Here is a 14,890-nt window from a genome sequence, read left to right as displayed (position 1 = left end):
GGCAGACCCGCTCGCTCCCGGAAGTCCGGCGCGCCGTGTCAGCCGCGGGGCAACGGCCGTATGCCCGGGGTGCCCCGGGTCCCCGGGCTCGCCCGCACGATGGTGATCAGCCGGTCCGTCAGCTGCAGCGTGCCGACCGCCGGGTCGTCGTATCCGAGCACCCGATGCCCTCGTAGGACGCTCACCACCAGGTCGTCGGTCTCGCGCGCCCGCTTGCCCACCTCGCCGCGCACCACCGGACGCTCGACGAGGTCCAGTCCGCTGCCCTGCTGGATCAGGTCCTCCATCACCATGCCGGCGGCGGGGCTGAGCACGGAGAGACCGAGCAGCCGGCCGGCCGCGCTGGCGGAGGTGATGACGGCGTCGGCACCGGACTGCCTGAGCAGCGGGGCGTTCTCCTCCTCCCGCACGGCCGCCACGATCTTCGCGGTCCGGTTGAGCTGCCGTGCGGTCAGCGTGACGAGGACGGCGGTGTCGTCGCGCTGGGGGGCCACGATGATCTGGCGGGCCTTGTGCACCTCGGCACGCTTGAGCACGTCGCTGCGGGTCGCGTCGCCTATGACCCCGGCGTAGCCCTCGGCGGTCGCGGCGTCGACCGCCTTGGCGCTCGGGTCGACCACGACGGCCTGCTCCTTCTTCAGCCCCGTCGCGCAGATGGTCTGGATCGCCGACCGTCCCTTGGTGCCGAAGCCGATGACGACGGTGTGATCGCGCAAGGCGGACCTCCAGCGGTTCACGCGCCATTCCTCCCGGGTGCGTTCGGTGAGGACCTCCAGCGTGGTGCCGACCAGGATGATCAGGAACAGCACGCGCAGGGGAGTGATGACGAAGATGTTGGTGAGCCGGGCGCCGTCGCTGACCGGGGTGATGTCGCCGTATCCGGTGGTGGAGAGCGTCACGGTCGCGTAGTAGAAGGCGTCGAGCAGATCGACCGAACCATCGGCGTTGTCGTGGTAGCCGTCGTGATCGGCGTAGACGACCAGCGCGGTGGCGACCAGCACGAACAGGGCCATGAGCAGCCGTTTGGCGACCTGGCGGATCGGGCGCTCCACCACTTTCCTCGGGAGTTTCACCCCCTGGGTCACCAGATGCTCGCCCGCTTGGCGGGCGATGGCGTCATGGCCCGGAAGTTTCACGTGAAACACACCTCGATACCGGCCGCCGCCCATGGCAGGTCCAGTAGCTCCGTCTCCTCGCCCTGCCGGGCCCCGCCGGGCGGTACGACGGCCAGCGCGTCGGCGGCGGCGATGCCGCGGAGCATGGCCGGACCGTTGTAGTGCAGCGGTACGGCACGGTCGCCGCGCAGCACCACGGGGATCAGCCGGGTGTCGTGCGGGTGGCCCTGCACCGCCTCCTGCAGGGGCAGCGTGTACGGCTCGGGGGCCGGGTGGGCGGCCAGGGTGCGCAGCAGCGGCTCGGCGAGCGTGAGCAGGCCGGAGACGGCCGCGAGGGGGTTGCCGGGCAGGCCGACGAGGTGCCGGTCGTCCTTGGTGCGGGCCAGCAGCATGGGGTGACCGGGTCGCACCTTGACGCCGTCGACGAGGAGTTCGGCGCCGATGCGTTCCAGGACGGGATGGACATGGTCGACGGGTCCGGCCGCGGTGCCGCCGGTGGTGACGATGAGGTCGGCCTCGGAGCCGGTGACGGCCTTGCGCAGGGCCTTGGCGTCGTCCCCGATCCGGCGCACCGCGACGACCTCGGCGCCGAGCGCGCGCAGCCACGGCGGCAGCATGGGGCCGAGCGCGTCCCGGATCAGCCCGTCGTGCGGCCGTCCCTCGGTCAGCAATTCGTCGCCGAGCACGAGGACTTCGGCACGCGGACGCGGTACGGCGGTGAGGGTGTCGTACCCGGCCGCCGCGGCGAGTCCCAGCACGGCGGGGGTGACCCGGGTGCCGACGGGCAGCAACTGATCGCCGGTGCGGCATTCCTGGCCACGCGGGCGGATGTCCTGGCCGTGCACGATCTCCCGGGTGGCGTGGAGCCGGCCCTGTGTGTCGGTACGGCCGTGCTCGCTGCGCAGGACCGCGGTGGTGTCGGCCGGGATGCGGGCACCGGTGGCGATGCGGACCGCCTCGCCGTCGATGAGCGGCTCGGGCTGGGCGTGCCCGGCGAGCACTCCCTCGTCCCGCACCTCCCAGGGACCGGGCCCGGCGACCGCCCAGCCGTCCATCGCGGAGGTGTCGAAGGAGGGCAGGTCGGTGAGCGCGTCGAGAGGGGCGGCCAGGACCAGGCCGAGGGCGTCGCCGAGCGGCACGGAGACGGGGGCACGGCGGACCCGGGCACGGGCGGCGCGTGCGGCGATCTCACGGGCCCGGGGCCAGGGGGTGGCCCGGTGCCGCTCGCCGTGTGCCGCGGGCGCCGGGGCGGGCACCTGGCCCGGGTGGTCGCCCCGGGGCTCTCTCACGAGGGCGAGGGCCTCCTCGACGTCGAGTTCGTCGCTGTCCTGGGCGGGCGTCCCGGCCCGGGTCACGCGGGCGGTCATCCGGCGTCCGGGGCGCCTGGGCCCCCGCTGTTCTCTGCGCTGTTTCCGCTGTTCTCTTCCTCCCAGCGCAGCGCGAGCGCGGCAGCCTTGCGGGCGGCCTCGGCGACGGCCTCGGGGCCTCCCTTGCCCTGGGCCGCGGCGTATCCGACGAGGAAGGTGGTCAGCGGGGCGGCGGGCCGGGCCACGCCGTGCGCTGCGTCACGGGCCAGGTCGAGCAGAACGCCGGTGTCGACGTCCAGGTCGATGCCCAGCTCGTCCTTGACTGCGGAGATCCATTCATCCAACACGTGCCCATGCTCCCTGATGCGTGCCCTGGCGTTGACGAGGTCGTCCCAGGTGTCGCAGTCGAAGGACGCGAGCGGGTCCGGGACGCGGGTGAGGCGGAGGGCGCCGGTCAGCCGGCGCAGGGGCAGTCCGGTCAGGCCGTCGGGTCCGGCCCCGAGGACGGTCAGCTCGCGGCGGAGCGCGGCGGTGCGGTAGGCGGCCACGAGCGGCTGGTCGCGGCCGTCGGCGTCGGTGAGCAGCGCGCCGTCGGCCCCGGTGTCGCCGAGGGCGGTCAACAGGCGGTGAAGGGTGTCCGGCCGGAGGAAGGGCAGGTCGGCGGAGAGAACCACGGCGTACTCGGCGGTGGTGAGCCGCAGGCCGGCTTCCAGCGCGGCGACCGGTCCGGCGCCGGGCGGTTCCTCGCGCACCCAGCGCACCGGCCGCGCGATGGGCCGCCGGTCGGCCACCACGACGGTCGTCCCGGCGCCCGCACAGGCGGTGAGCACCCGGTCGATGAGCGCCCGGCCCCCGACCCGCAGACCGGGCTTGTCGGCCCCGCCGAGCCTCCGGGCGGCGCCGCCGGCCAGCACGACGGCGTCGTACGGCACCGGCGTCCCGGGGGCGGCGTTGTCAGTCACCCCCCGAGTATGTCCCGAGGGGTGCCGCTTGTATCGTCCGCGGGGCCTTGCTCACGGGCCCCGCGTGCGTCACAGGGTGCGCAGGAGCACCGCCGGCTGTTCCACGCAGTCCGCCACGTACCGCAGGAAGCCGCCTGCCGTGCCGCCGTCGCACACCCGGTGGTCGAAGGTGAGCGAGAGCTGGACCACCTGGCGCACCGCCAGCTCGCCTTCGTGCACCCAGGGTTTGGGCACGATCCGTCCGACGCCGAGCATGGCCGCCTCGGGGTGGTTGACGATCGGGGTGGAACCGTCCACGCCGAAGACCCCGTAGTTGTTCAGTGTGAAGGTGCCGCCGGTGAGTTCCCCGGGCGTCAGCGTCCCGGTGCGGGCGGCCTCGGTGAGCCGGGCGAACTCGGCGGTCAGTGACTCCGCGTCGCGCGCGTGGGCGTCCCGGACGACCGGCACCACCAGCCCGCGCTCGGTCTGCGCGGCGAACCCGAGGTGGACGTGGTCGAGCTGGACGACCTCGCGGGCCTCGACGTCGACATAGGAGTTCAGCTCGGGGAACCGGGCGAGGGCGGCCGTGCAGACGCGGGCGAGCAGCGCGAGGAGGGAGATCTTCGGCCCTCCGGCCGCGTTCATGGCGGCACGCGCACGCATGAGTTCGGTCGCGTCGGCGTCGACCCAGCAGGTGGCGTCCGGGATCTCCCGTCGGCTGCGGGAGAGCTTGTCGGCGACGGCGCCCCGTATGCCCTTGAGGGGGATGCGAAGACCGCCCTCGGGGGTCGTGGCGGGGCGCACCGGCTCGTGCGCGGTGAGGGCGCCGGCGGACTTCCCCCGCCGCAGGACGTCCTCGACGTCGGCACGCAGGATCAGCCCGTCGGGGCCCGAGCCGGACAGCTGCCTGAGGTCCAGGCCGTTGTCCCGGGCGAGCCTGCGGACGAGCGGGGAGATCACCGGGACCGGTCCCTCGGCGGGCGCCGGTGCCGTCACGCGCGCGGGGGGCGCGGCGGCGGCCACGGGCTGCCGGGACCGTTCGTTCCGCTCGGTCCGCGCCTCACCGGTGGCCTCCGCTCGCCGGGCCCGACCGTTCAGCTCGGCCGGGCCCAAGGACGCGGCGCGTACCCGGCGCCGCCGGGCCGCGGGGGCCTGCGTGCCGTAGCCGACGAGGACGTTTCCGGAGCCGTCCGGCTCGGCGGCGGGCGCCGATTCGCCCACGGCCACCGTCAACAGCGGTGCACCGACCGGCAGTTCGGTGCCCTCCTCGCCGAAACGTGCGGTGACCACACCACCGTACGGACAGGGCACCTCGACCGTCGCCTTGGCCGTCTCGACCTCGACGACCGGCTGGTCGACGGCCACGACGTCACCGACCTGGACCAGCCAGCGGACGATCTCCGCCTCGGTGAGCCCCTCACCGAGGTCGGGCAGCTTGAACTCCAGCACCTGTGCCATCAGCCCTCGGCCTCCCACTGCAGCCGGGCCACGGCGTCCAGGATGCGGTCGACGCCGGGCAGGTGGTGCCGCTCCAGCATGGGCGGCGCATAGGGGATGTCGAAGCCGGCCACCCGCACCACCGGCGCTTCCAGGTGGTGGAAACAGCGCTCGGTGATCCGGGCCGCGATCTCGCCGCCCGGCCCGCCGAACCCGGTGGACTCGTGGACGACGACCGCGCGTCCGGTGCGTCGTACGGCCGCGCAGACCGTCTCGTCGTCGAACGGCACCAGGGAGCGCAGGTCGATCACTTCCAGGTCCCAGCCCTCGGCCTGCGCGGCCTCGGCGGCCTCCAGGCAGACCGGCAGGGAGGGGCCGTAGGTGATCAGCGTGGCGCTGCGGCCCTGGCGGCGCACCACCGCACGGCCGATGGGCTCCACGTCCGTGGGCTCTTCGGGGTTCCAGGAGTCCTTGGACCAGTACAGCCGCTTGGGCTCCAGGAAGACGACGGGGTCGTCGGAGGCGATGGCCTGGCGCAGCAGGCCGTAGGCGTCGGCGACCGTCGCGGGCGTGAGGACGTGCAGTCCCGGCGTGGCCATGTAGTAGGCCTCGGAGGAGTCGCTGTGGTGCTCGACGCCGCCGATGCCGCCGCCGTAGGGGACACGGACGGTGATCGGCAGGGGCATCCTGCCGCGGGTACGGTTGCGCATCCGGGAGACATGGCTGATGAGCTGCTCGAACGCCGGGTAGGCGAACGCGTCGAACTGCATCTCCACCACCGGGCGCAGGCCGTACATGGCCATGCCGACGGCGGTGCCGAGGATGCCGGCCTCGGCGAGCGGGGTGTCGGTGCACCGGTCCTCGCCGAACTCCTTGGCGAGGCCGTCGGTGACCCGGAAGACACCGCCGAGGGTGCCGACGTCCTCGCCCATGACGTGCACGGCGGGGTCGGCGGCCATCGCGTCGCGCAGCGCGCGCGTGAGGGCCTGCGCCATGGTGGCGGGCTTGACGGCGACGGTGGTCATCGGGCGCCGCCTTCCTGCACGCCGTGCTGCTCCTGCTCGGCTTCCAGCTCGGCCCTGAGCAGGGCGCGCTGTTCGCGCAGTTGGGCGGTGGTCTCGGCGTAGACGTGGTCGAAGAGGGCCATGGGGTCCAGTTCGGGGTCGCGGTTCATGTGCTCGCGCAAGGAGGCCGCCATCTCCTCGGCGTCCTGCCGGGCGGCCTGGATGCCGGCCTCGTCGAGCAGTCCACGCGCGGTCAGCTCCGCCTCCAGCAACTCGATCGGGTCGTGGGCGCGCCAGGCCTCGACCTCGGCGTCGCCGCGGTAGCGGGTGGCGTCGTCGGCGTTGGTGTGGGCGTCGATGCGGTAGGTCACCGCCTCCACCAGGGTCGGGCCGCCGCCCGCGCGCGCGTGTCGTACGGCGTCGCTGAGGACCTCGTGCACGGCCGCCGCGTCGTTGCCGTCGACCAGCCGGCCCGGCATGCCGTATCCGACGGCCTTGTGGGCCAGGGAGGGCGCGGCGGTCTGCTTGGCGAGCGGGACGGAGATGGCGAAGCCGTTGTTCTGCACGAGGAAGACGACCGGGGCCTGCCAGACGGCGGCGAAGTTCAGCGCCTCGTGGAAGTCGCCCTCACTGGTGCCGCCGTCGCCGACCAGGGCGAGCGCGACCACGTCGTCGCCCTTGAGGCGGGCGGCGTGCGCGAGACCGACGGCGTGCGGCAGCTGGGTGGCGAGCGGGGTGGAGAGGGGGGCCACGCGGTGGGCGTAGGGGTCGTAGCCACTGTGCCAGTCGCCGCGCAGCAGGGTGAGGGCCTCCACGGGGTCCACGCCCCGGGCGACGACGGCGAGCGTGTCGCGGTAGCTGGGGAAGAGCCAGTCGCGTTCTTCCAGGGCCAGGGCGGCGGCGACCTCGCAGGCCTCCTGGCCGGTGCTGGAGGGGTAGACGGCGAGGCGGCCCTGCTTGGTGAGCGCGGTGGCCTGCGTGTTGTAGCGGCGGCCACGCACCAGCTGGGCGTAGAGCCGGCGCAGCAGGTCCGGGTCGGCCTTGGCCGCCGCCTCGGTGCCGAGGACGCGGTAGGGCTCGGCGTCGGGCAGCAGCGGCGCGGGATCCATGCGGGGCTGCCAGGCGGGCGGCGGGGATGGCCGGTAAGCGCCCCGCTGCTCCATGACCGTCATGACGGCACCTCCTCGTGGGAGCGGCTACGGGAGACGGGTCGTCTGTGACTCGCCTCACCAACCGATTGTTCGGTCGCCGGCACATTTTGGCTACAGCCCCCTTCAGGCTGTGGACAAACGGTTCTCCACAGCCTGGAATGAATGCAGGACGTCCACGGCGAGGGAGCGGGGGGCAATGGCAGCTGAACAAATGGCCGACGGACCGCAGGACGGACCCGCGCTGCCGCCTCCACGCCCGCTGGACGCCATCGACCAGGACATCCTGAAGATGCTGCAGGCGGACGGCCGTGCCTCGATACGGTCCGTCGCCGAACGCGTCCACGTCTCGCGCGCCAACGCCTACGCGCGCATCAACCGGCTCGTCGAGGACGGCGTCATCCGCGGGTTCAGCGCGCGCGTGGACCACGAGCGGGCGGGGCACGGCACGTCGGCGTACATCACGCTGAAGATCGTCCAGAACAGCTGGCGCACGGTCCGCGAGCAGCTCAGACAGCTGCCCGGCGCCTCCCACATCGCTCTGGTGGGCGGTGACTTCGACGTGCTGCTGCTGGTGCACACGCCCGACAACAGGGCGCTGCGCGAGCTGGTGCTCACCCGGCTCCAGGCGATCCCCGAGGTGCTCAGCACCCGCACGCTGCTGGTGTTCGAGGAGGAGGACCTGGAGCCGGAGGCGTGACCGTGGGGGTGCCGTCGGCGTGACGTGCCTCAGGTCTGCTTGAGACCCGCGAAAACCAGGCGGACCACCGCGTCGGCCACCTCGCGTTCGCCGGCGCCCCGCGGATCGGGCCGGTACCACTCCACGATCGAGTTGATCATTCCGAAGACCAGCCGGGTGGCCAGCCGGACCTCGACGTCGCCGCGTACGTCCCCGTCGGCCGCCGCGGCCTTCAGCAGTTCCGCGACCCGGTGATCGAAGTCACGCCGCCGTTCCAGCGCCCACCGCTCGGTCGCGGTGTTGCCGCGCACGCGCAGCAGCAGCGTCACGTACGGCAGCTCGCCTATGAGCACCTCGACCATGCGCCGTACGACGTGCTCCAGCCGGTCGACGGACCGCCCCACGCGCGCGTGCTCCTCCTCCAGGATGGCGAACAGGCCGTCCAGGGCACGGCTGACGGCCCGGCGCAGCAGTTCCTCCTTGCCGCTGACGTGGTGGTAGATCGACGACTTGGAGATACCGGCCGCCTTGGACAGGTGCTCCATGGAGGTGCCGTCGTAACCGCGCTCGTTGAAGACCTGGACGGCCACGGCGAGCAGCGTCTCGGGCGTGTACGTGTCGCGCCTGGCCGTGGTCATGGAGTGCCCTCCCGCTTGTCTTCGATGGCGCATGCGTGGCGGTAGAGCGCGAGGGACGGCGCATAACGGCCGGAGGGGTCGCGCTCGTGCATCTCGTCCAGGACGTCGAACGCGAACTCGCGGCCGAGCCTGCGGTCCCACTCGAACGGGCCGAGCGGGTAGTTCACGCCGAGGCGCATGGCCGTGTCGACGTCCTCCTCGGTGGCGACGCCCTTGGCGACGGCGTCGTGGGCGAGGTCGATGATCCGGGCGACGGTGCGCGCGACGATCATGCCGGGGACGTCGCCGATGACGCTGACGTCCTTGCCGAGGGCCTGGAAGAGGCCCGTGGCCTCGGCGAGGGTGCGCGGCGAGGAGTCCTGGGAGGCGGACAGGGCGATGCGGGTGGCGGTGCGGTAGTCGAGGGCGAGGTCGAAGTAGACGACGTCGCGGAACTCCACGGCGGTCTGGCCGTCGGCGAGCGCCAGCCGGCCGCCGCTGGGCAGCACCAGCCGGGTGCCGTTGTCCTCGTCCTCCTCGCGGACCTGGATGCCCGCCTCGCGGATCAGCGTGAGCAGCTCGGCGGCGGGGCCGAGGCGGCCCTCGGCGACGACGTAGGCGGGCGGCTGCTCCTTGTCGGCGGTGTGCGGCTCGGGCCGCTCGGCCCCTTCGGAGTGGTCGTACCAGCCATGGCCGGTCTTGCGGCCGAGGCGGCCGGACTCCACCAGGCGGCGCTGGGCGAGGGACGGGGTGAAGCGCACGTCCTGGAAGAAGGCCTGCCACACGGAGTGGGTCACGGACTCGTTGACGTCCTGCCCGATCAGGTCGGTCAGCTCGAAGGCGCCCATCCTGAAGCCGCCGGACTCGCGCAGGACCGCGTCGACGGTGGCCGGGTCGGCGGCCTGGGCCTCGTAGACGGCGAAGGCCTCGGCGTAGAACGGCCGGGCGATCCGGTTGACGATGAAGCCCGGGGTGTCGGCGCAGGCCACCGGGGTCTTCCCCCAGGCGCGGGCGGTCTCGTACGCGCGCGTGGCCGAGGCGACGTCGGTGGCGAACCCGGAGACGACCTCGACCAGCGGCAGCAGCGGGGCCGGGTTGAAGAAGTGCAGGCCCACGAAGCGGCCGGGATGGCGCAGGGCTCCGCCGATGGCCGTCACCGACAGCGAGGAGGTGTTGGTGGCGAGCAGGCAGTCCTCGGCGACGATCTCCTCCAGCTCGCCGAAGAGCTGTTGCTTGACGTCGAGCCGCTCCAGTACGGCCTCGATGACCAGCCCGCAGTCCGCCAGCTCCGCAAGGCTCTCCGCGGGATCGAGGCGGGCGCGGGCCGCGTCCCGGTCGGCGCCGGTGATCCTGCCCTTCTCCGCGAGCCGGTCCAGGCGGGCGCCGATCGCCGCGGCCGCGTCCCGGGCACGCCCGGCGACGACGTCGTACAGCCGCACGGGGTGTCCGGCGACCAGCGCGACCTGGGCGATGCCCTGGCCCATGGTGCCGGTGCCGACGACCGCCACGGGGCTGCTGAGGTCGAGTGCTGTCATGTCCGCGATCCTCCCGCACGACGTTTTCCACAGATGCGGCGGACCCCCTTGTCCCGACCGATCGTTCGGTTACTCTAGCTCTGACCGCCCGATTCCGCTGCCCTTCCCGCAAGGTCACGAACTCGACGACGAGTTCTCCAGACGAGGAGTTGGTCCCGCATGGCCGCCGAACTGACCGCCCACGACCTGCTCGCGAAGCACCGGCCCACCCTTGACCAGGCCCTGGAAGCGATCCGCACGCGCGCGTACTGGTCCCCGCACCCCGAGCATCCGAAGGCCTACGGCGAGAACGGCAGCCTGGACGCGGCGGCGGGCAAGGCCGCCTTCGACGCCCTGCTGAACACCCGCCTCGACCTCGGTCAGCCCGGCACGGACGACTGGGTGGGCGGCGAGGTCTCGCCGTACGGCATCGAGCTGGGCGTCAGCTATCCGCACGCGGACGTGGACGTGCTGATCCCGGCGATGAAGGCCGGGCAGCGGGCGTGGCGGGAGGCGGGCGCGGAGGTCCGGGCGATGGTGTGCCTGGAGATCCTCAAGCGGATCAGCGACCGGACGCACGAGTTCGCGCACGCGGTCATGCACACCAGCGGCCAGGCCTTCATGATGGCGTTCCAGGCGGGCGGCCCGCACGCCCAGGACCGCGCCCTGGAGGCGGTGGCCTACGCGTACGCGGAGCAGGTCCGCACGCCCGAGACGGCCGAGTGGACCAAGCCTCAGGGCAAGCGCGACCCGCTGGCCCTCACCAAGCAGTTCACGCCGGTCCCGCGCGGCCTCGCCCTGGTCATCGGCTGCAACACCTTCCCGACCTGGAACGGCTACCCGGGCCTCTTCGCCTCGCTGGCCACCGGCAACGCGGTCCTGGTCAAGCCGCACCCGCGCGCGGTCCTGCCGCTCGCGCTGACCGTGCAGGTCGCGCGCCAGGTGCTCACCGAGTCGGGCTTCGACCCGAACCTGGTGGCGCTGGCCGCCGAGCGCCCCGGCGAGGGCATCGCCAAGACCCTCGCCACTCACCCCGAGATCCGGATCATCGACTACACCGGGTCGACGTCCTTCGGCGACTGGCTGGAGGCCAACGCCCGGCAGGCGCAGGTCTACACCGAGAAGGCCGGCGTCAACACCGTGCTCGTGCACTCCACCGACAACTACAAGGGCATGCTGTCCAACCTGGCGTTCTCGCTGTCCCTGTACAGCGGCCAGATGTGCACCACCCCGCAGAACCTGCTCGTCCCCCGGGACGGCATCCGCACCGACGAGGGCCCCAAGACCTTCGACGAGGTCACCGCCGACCTCGCCCGCGCGGTCGACGGCCTCCTCGGCGACGACGCCCGCGCGAACGCCCTGCTGGGCGCGATCGTCAACCCGGACGTCAAGGCACGCCTGGAGGCCGCCGCAGGCCTCGGGGAAGTCGCCCTCGCCTCGCGGGAGGTCACCAACCCGGACTTCCCGGGCGCGGTGGTCCGCACACCCGTGATCGTCAAGCTGGACGGCGCCAAGCCGGACGACGAGGCGGCCTACATGAGCGAGTGCTTCGGCCCGGTGTCCTTCGCCGTGGCGGTCGACTCGGTGGGCGACGCGGTGGAGTTGCTGCGCCGCACGGTCCGGGAGAAGGGCGCGATGACGGTCGGCGCCTACACCAGCGACAGCGAGGTGGAGCAGGCCGTCGAGGAGGTGTGCCTGGAGGAGGCGGCCCAGCTGTCGCTCAACCTGACCGGCGGGGTGTACGTGAACCAGACCGCCGCGTTCTCCGACTTCCACGGATCAGGGGGCAACCCGGCGGCGAACGCGGCCCTCACCGACGGCGCGTTCGTGGCCAACCGGTTCCGTGTGGTCGAGGTGCGCCGGGAGGTCTAGGAAGCCGGGACCGCGCCCCCGGTCGCACTCCAGTGGTACAGCGTCATCGCCACGCTGGTGGCGAGGTTGTAGCTGGAGACCTGGGGGCGCATCGGCAGCCGCAGCAGATGGTCGGCACGCGCGCGCAGTTCGGCCGACAGGCCGCTGCGCTCCGATCCGAACGCGAGCACGGCGTCGTCGGGGAGCCTCACGCCCCGGATGTCGTCGCCCTCGGGGTCCAGTGCGAACACCGGCCCCGGGGGCAGTTCGTCGACGCCCAGCCGCACCACCGCGGTCGCGAAGTGCAGGCCGGCGCCGCCGCGCACCACCGTGGGGTGCCAGGGGTCGAGCGTGCCCGTGGTGACCACCCCGGTCGCCCCGAAGCCGGCGGCCAGCCGGATCACGGCACCGGCGTTGCCGAGGTTGCGCGGGTTGTCCAGGACCACCACGGGCGCGGTGCGCGGGGTGTGGGCGAGCCTGCGCAGACCGGCCTCGCGGGACGGCCGTACGGCGAGCGCGGCCACGCCGGTCGGGTGGGGCCGCGGGACGAGCGAGGCGTACGTCTCCGCGGGCACCTGTGCGAGCAGCGCGTCCAGGGCGTCGCGGACGTCCCCGGCCAGTTCCTCGGCGAGGGCGAGCGCCGCCCCTCGGTCGGTGGTGACGGCCACCGGGACCTCGGCCCCGAAGCGCAGCGCGTGCTTGAGGGCATGGAAGCCGTCGAGCAGCACGGAGTCATCGGCGTGCGCGCGCCAGCGGGCCAGCGGGTCGGTCATGCGGTGAACCCTTCCCCACGCTCTGCTGCGCTCGCACGAGGCGACTCCCATCGGCCCTGCGGGCTCTCCTCCGGGGTGCGCGGCGCGGGCACCGTACTGTCCGCACGCCGGACGGACCGTTCACACGCGCGTGCGACGAGCGCGCCCAGCCGGCGCAGGAACCCCGTCGGCAGGAAAACGGCGTCCGCGCTGATCATCGCCAGCGAGAAGAACGGCAGGCCGAGCACGACCGCGATCACCGAGTGCTCGATCATCAACAGCACCAGCAGGACGTTCTTGACCCGCCGGTTGAACAGGGTGAACGGGAAGGCGACCTGCACCATGACCGTGCCGTAGGCGACGACCATCATGATCGTGCCGCTGGAGGACATCAGGTCGGCGAGTCCGGGCCAGGGCGAGAAGTAGTCCAGGTGGAGCGGGTAGTAGACGGCCGTGCCGTCCTGCCAGCGCGAGCCCTGGATCTTGTACCAGCCGGCCGTCGCATAGATCAGGCAGGCCTCCGCCATGATCACGAGCAGGGCACCGTTGTGCAGGACGTTGGCGACGACGTCCAGCAGGATCCGCGGCTCCGGCGACGTCGCCCGGCGGTCGGCGGCCCACCACAGGCCGAGCCCCACCCACGCCGTCCACAGCAGCGCGGGGATCAGCCAGCCGTTGTCGAACCGGCCGGTGAACGTCACCAGGACGAGCGCCAGACCGCACACCGCCCACAGCGCCGGCCCCACCCTGTCGGCGGAGACCCGCTGCCCGCGCGCGCGTGCGGCCTCGACGCGCGCCGCCCGTCGCGCGTCCAGGGACCACACCTGCCCGCAGCGCGTGAAGACGAGATAGAAGGACATCAGGTGCAGGACGTTGTCGCCGCCGTCGCCCACGAAGACGCTGCGGTTCTGCAGCGACAGCACGCCCACCATGAACAGCACCGACGCCGTCCGGGTGCGCCACCCGAGCAGCAGCGCGGCGCTCGCGAGGATCGCCAGCAGGTAGAAGCACTCGAACCACGGCTGCCCGTCGGACCACAGCAGGGCCGTGAAGGCGTGGTTGTCGGCGGTGAGCTGCTTGGCGAGATTCCAGCCCCAGGGCCCCGCCGGACCGTACAGCTCCTGGCGGTGCGGGAACTCGCGCAGCAGGAACAGCAGCCACGTCCCGGCGAACCCGATGCGGATCACGGCGCTCTGGTACGGCCCGAGAGCCGCCTCGGTGACCTTGGCGATGCCGCGCGAGAGGGTCAGGGAGAACCTGTTCACTTCACACCTCCCGCTGCCTCGTCGGCCGTCACGGTCCACCAGGGCAGCACGCGGTAGACAGGCTTGTCGGACACGCGCTCACCGCTCCACCCGGGCGGCTGCACATTGGTGGTGCTGGAACGGATCTGCACACGCTGGATGACGCCGTCCCGGCCGGCCGGATACGTCCGGTACAGGCGCATCACCACGGTCCGGCGCAGGTACTGCTCGGAGAGGGAGCCACGCAGGCCCACGGGACGGTTGTCGGCGCTGTGCGTGGCGGTGAAGAAGTCCCAGGCGCGGCGCAGCTCGTTCTGCTGGGTGTGGCTCGGCACCAGGTTGCCGTCTATCGCGGCACCGTCCTGGGCGGACAGGTCGGTCCACCCGATGGTGCGCAGCCCGCCGTCCCTGGCCCGCACCACGGCGCGCACCTGGACGGCGATGTTCTGCTGCAGCGGGTTGGGCGCGAACAGCTTCCAGTTCTGCTCGAACTCCGGGTACACCCACTCCTCGACCGCCTTGCCGTGCTGCTTGGTCACGGTGTTGGCGGGGGCGAGGCTGAGGAACACCATCAGCAGATGCACACAGGCGGCGACCCCGACCACCGCGAGCGTCACGGCGGCGACGACCTGGTAGCGGGGGGAGAGGGCGGCCACTCCGGTACGGGGCCGCGGGGGCGGCGCGGGTGCGTCGCGCCCTGGGGCCCCCGCGGGTGCGTCGGGCTCGGGGGCCGTGACCGGCGGGGCGGCCCTGCCCGGACCGGCCGGCCCCTCCGGCGCGGCTGCCTGGGCCGACCCCGCGCCGTCGGGGCCCTCAAGGCCCTCGTCCGCCGCCGCGTCCGCGCCGCCCGTGGCATCCGTGCCAGTCGGGGAAGCCACGTCAACCGGTGAGGCCTCCGGGAGACGCGCCCCGGCCGATCCGCCGGGGTCGGGCCTGACCCCCGGGTCCTCGTCGTACGCGTCCATTCCGCCCCGTCCCCCGTTTCGGCTCAGTCGTTCGGCTCAGTGATGCGGCGCCGCCACGGGCGTCCCATGCTCCACGTACGCCGCTCCTCGGCGTAGCACGGAACGGTACTCAGCCCCGGCCACCGGGCGCAGCCCCGGGTACACGCGACGGCCGTGGTCCTCGCCACGCGGCACGGCGCCGGTGCCGGTCGTACCCGCCTCCCGCACCCCTCCCGCACGTTGTCCACAGCCTGCCCGCGGGAGTTTTCCACAGCGGTTGGCGCCTCCCGCCGCCCCGGCACAGCAGGACCACACACGGGCCGAACGATCGATCGGT

General features: G+C 72.9%; 13 protein-coding genes. 2 read left to right on the top strand and 11 right to left on the bottom strand.

Features of this window, described 5'->3' with window-relative positions:
• Positions 1-38: 38 nt before the first annotated feature.
• The 6 genes from AB0L59_RS13445 to pdhA all read right to left on the bottom strand — a co-directional run bounded on the left by AB0L59_RS13445 (position 39) and on the right by pdhA (position 6,976).
• Positions 39-1,136, bottom strand: a complete 1,098-nt coding sequence (locus AB0L59_RS13445; protein WP_365582383.1) for a potassium channel family protein — start codon at positions 1,134-1,136, stop codon at positions 39-41.
• Positions 1,133-2,482, bottom strand: coding sequence for a molybdopterin molybdotransferase MoeA (locus AB0L59_RS13440; protein ID WP_365582381.1), 1,350 nt, complete (start codon positions 2,480-2,482; stop codon positions 1,133-1,135). Before AB0L59_RS13440 ends, AB0L59_RS13445 begins: the two co-directional genes overlap by 4 nt.
• A complete protein-coding gene (locus AB0L59_RS13435; RefSeq protein ID WP_365582380.1) occupies positions 2,479-3,384 on the bottom strand; it encodes an NTP transferase domain-containing protein in 906 nt (301 codons plus the stop codon). Before AB0L59_RS13435 ends, AB0L59_RS13440 begins: the two co-directional genes overlap by 4 nt.
• Before the next feature lie 69 nt (positions 3,385-3,453).
• The gene (locus AB0L59_RS13430) at positions 3,454-4,821 is read right to left on the bottom strand and encodes a dihydrolipoamide acetyltransferase family protein (RefSeq protein WP_365582378.1); all 1,368 of its coding nucleotides are present in this window, start codon (positions 4,819-4,821) and stop codon (positions 3,454-3,456) included.
• On the bottom strand, positions 4,821-5,825 hold the full coding sequence (locus tag AB0L59_RS13425) for an alpha-ketoacid dehydrogenase subunit beta (protein WP_365582376.1): 1,005 nt from the start codon (positions 5,823-5,825) through the stop codon (positions 4,821-4,823). The genes AB0L59_RS13430 and AB0L59_RS13425 overlap by 1 nt, the downstream gene beginning before the upstream one ends.
• Complete coding sequence (gene pdhA / locus AB0L59_RS13420; protein ID WP_365582374.1) at positions 5,822-6,976, bottom strand: pyruvate dehydrogenase (acetyl-transferring) E1 component subunit alpha; 1,155 nt, start codon at positions 6,974-6,976, stop codon at positions 5,822-5,824. The genes AB0L59_RS13425 and pdhA overlap by 4 nt, the downstream gene beginning before the upstream one ends.
• Positions 6,977-7,166: 190 nt before the next feature.
• On the opposite strand from pdhA, the gene AB0L59_RS13415 reads away from it, so the two are divergent.
• Entirely contained in the window at positions 7,167-7,652 is a 486-nt protein-coding gene (locus tag AB0L59_RS13415) for an Lrp/AsnC family transcriptional regulator (protein ID WP_365582735.1), read from the top strand.
• Between the two features lie 29 nt (positions 7,653-7,681).
• Here AB0L59_RS13415 and AB0L59_RS13410 read toward each other — a convergent pair whose 3' ends face one another.
• Together AB0L59_RS13410 and AB0L59_RS13405 are read right to left on the bottom strand one after the other, a co-directional pair.
• Complete coding sequence (locus tag AB0L59_RS13410) at positions 7,682-8,269, bottom strand: TetR/AcrR family transcriptional regulator (protein WP_365582372.1); 588 nt, start codon at positions 8,267-8,269, stop codon at positions 7,682-7,684.
• Positions 8,266-9,783, bottom strand: coding sequence for a 3-hydroxyacyl-CoA dehydrogenase (locus AB0L59_RS13405; protein WP_365582370.1), 1,518 nt, complete (start codon positions 9,781-9,783; stop codon positions 8,266-8,268). The genes AB0L59_RS13410 and AB0L59_RS13405 overlap by 4 nt, the downstream gene beginning before the upstream one ends.
• A gap of 159 nt (positions 9,784-9,942) precedes the next feature.
• Between AB0L59_RS13405 and paaN the strand changes: the two genes are divergently transcribed.
• The gene (gene paaN / locus AB0L59_RS13400) at positions 9,943-11,634 is read left to right on the top strand and encodes a phenylacetic acid degradation protein PaaN (protein WP_365582369.1); all 1,692 of its coding nucleotides are present in this window, start codon (positions 9,943-9,945) and stop codon (positions 11,632-11,634) included.
• Here the strand turns inward: paaN and AB0L59_RS13395 are convergent.
• From AB0L59_RS13395 to AB0L59_RS13385, 3 genes are read right to left on the bottom strand one after another with little or no spacing between them, the layout of a single operon-like run.
• Entirely contained in the window at positions 11,631-12,386 is a 756-nt protein-coding gene (locus AB0L59_RS13395) for a TrmH family RNA methyltransferase (RefSeq protein WP_365582367.1), read from the bottom strand. The genes paaN and AB0L59_RS13395 overlap by 4 nt on opposite strands.
• Entirely contained in the window at positions 12,383-13,630 is a 1,248-nt protein-coding gene (locus AB0L59_RS13390) for an HTTM domain-containing protein (RefSeq protein ID WP_365582365.1), read from the bottom strand. The genes AB0L59_RS13395 and AB0L59_RS13390 overlap by 4 nt, the downstream gene beginning before the upstream one ends.
• On the bottom strand, positions 13,627-14,487 hold the full coding sequence (locus AB0L59_RS13385) for a DUF5819 family protein (protein ID WP_365582363.1): 861 nt from the start codon (positions 14,485-14,487) through the stop codon (positions 13,627-13,629). The genes AB0L59_RS13390 and AB0L59_RS13385 overlap by 4 nt, the downstream gene beginning before the upstream one ends.
• Positions 14,488-14,890 lie beyond the last annotated feature (403 nt).

The organism is Streptomyces sp. NPDC052109 (genome assembly GCF_040680195.1).
Lineage (GTDB): Bacteria > Actinomycetota > Actinomycetes > Streptomycetales > Streptomycetaceae > Streptomyces.
This window is presented reverse-complemented; position numbering and strand designations above follow the sequence as displayed.

Coding starts and splice junctions, on each gene's coding strand:
- paaN (WP_365582369.1), top strand. CDS start 9,943: ATGGCCGCCGAACTGACCGCCCACGACCTGCTCGCGAAGCACCGGCCC.
- AB0L59_RS13440 (WP_365582381.1), bottom strand. CDS start 2,482: ATGACCGCCCGCGTGACCCGGGCCGGGACGCCCGCCCAGGACAGCGAC.
- pdhA (WP_365582374.1), bottom strand. CDS start 6,976: ATGACGGTCATGGAGCAGCGGGGCGCTTACCGGCCATCCCCGCCGCCC.
- AB0L59_RS13430 (WP_365582378.1), bottom strand. CDS start 4,821: ATGGCACAGGTGCTGGAGTTCAAGCTGCCCGACCTCGGTGAGGGGCTC.
- AB0L59_RS13425 (WP_365582376.1), bottom strand. CDS start 5,825: ATGACCACCGTCGCCGTCAAGCCCGCCACCATGGCGCAGGCCCTCACG.
- AB0L59_RS13405 (WP_365582370.1), bottom strand. CDS start 9,783: ATGACAGCACTCGACCTCAGCAGCCCCGTGGCGGTCGTCGGCACCGGC.
- AB0L59_RS13410 (WP_365582372.1), bottom strand. CDS start 8,269: ATGACCACGGCCAGGCGCGACACGTACACGCCCGAGACGCTGCTCGCC.
- AB0L59_RS13415 (WP_365582735.1), top strand. CDS start 7,167: ATGGCCGACGGACCGCAGGACGGACCCGCGCTGCCGCCTCCACGCCCG.
- AB0L59_RS13395 (WP_365582367.1), bottom strand. CDS start 12,386: ATGACCGACCCGCTGGCCCGCTGGCGCGCGCACGCCGATGACTCCGTG.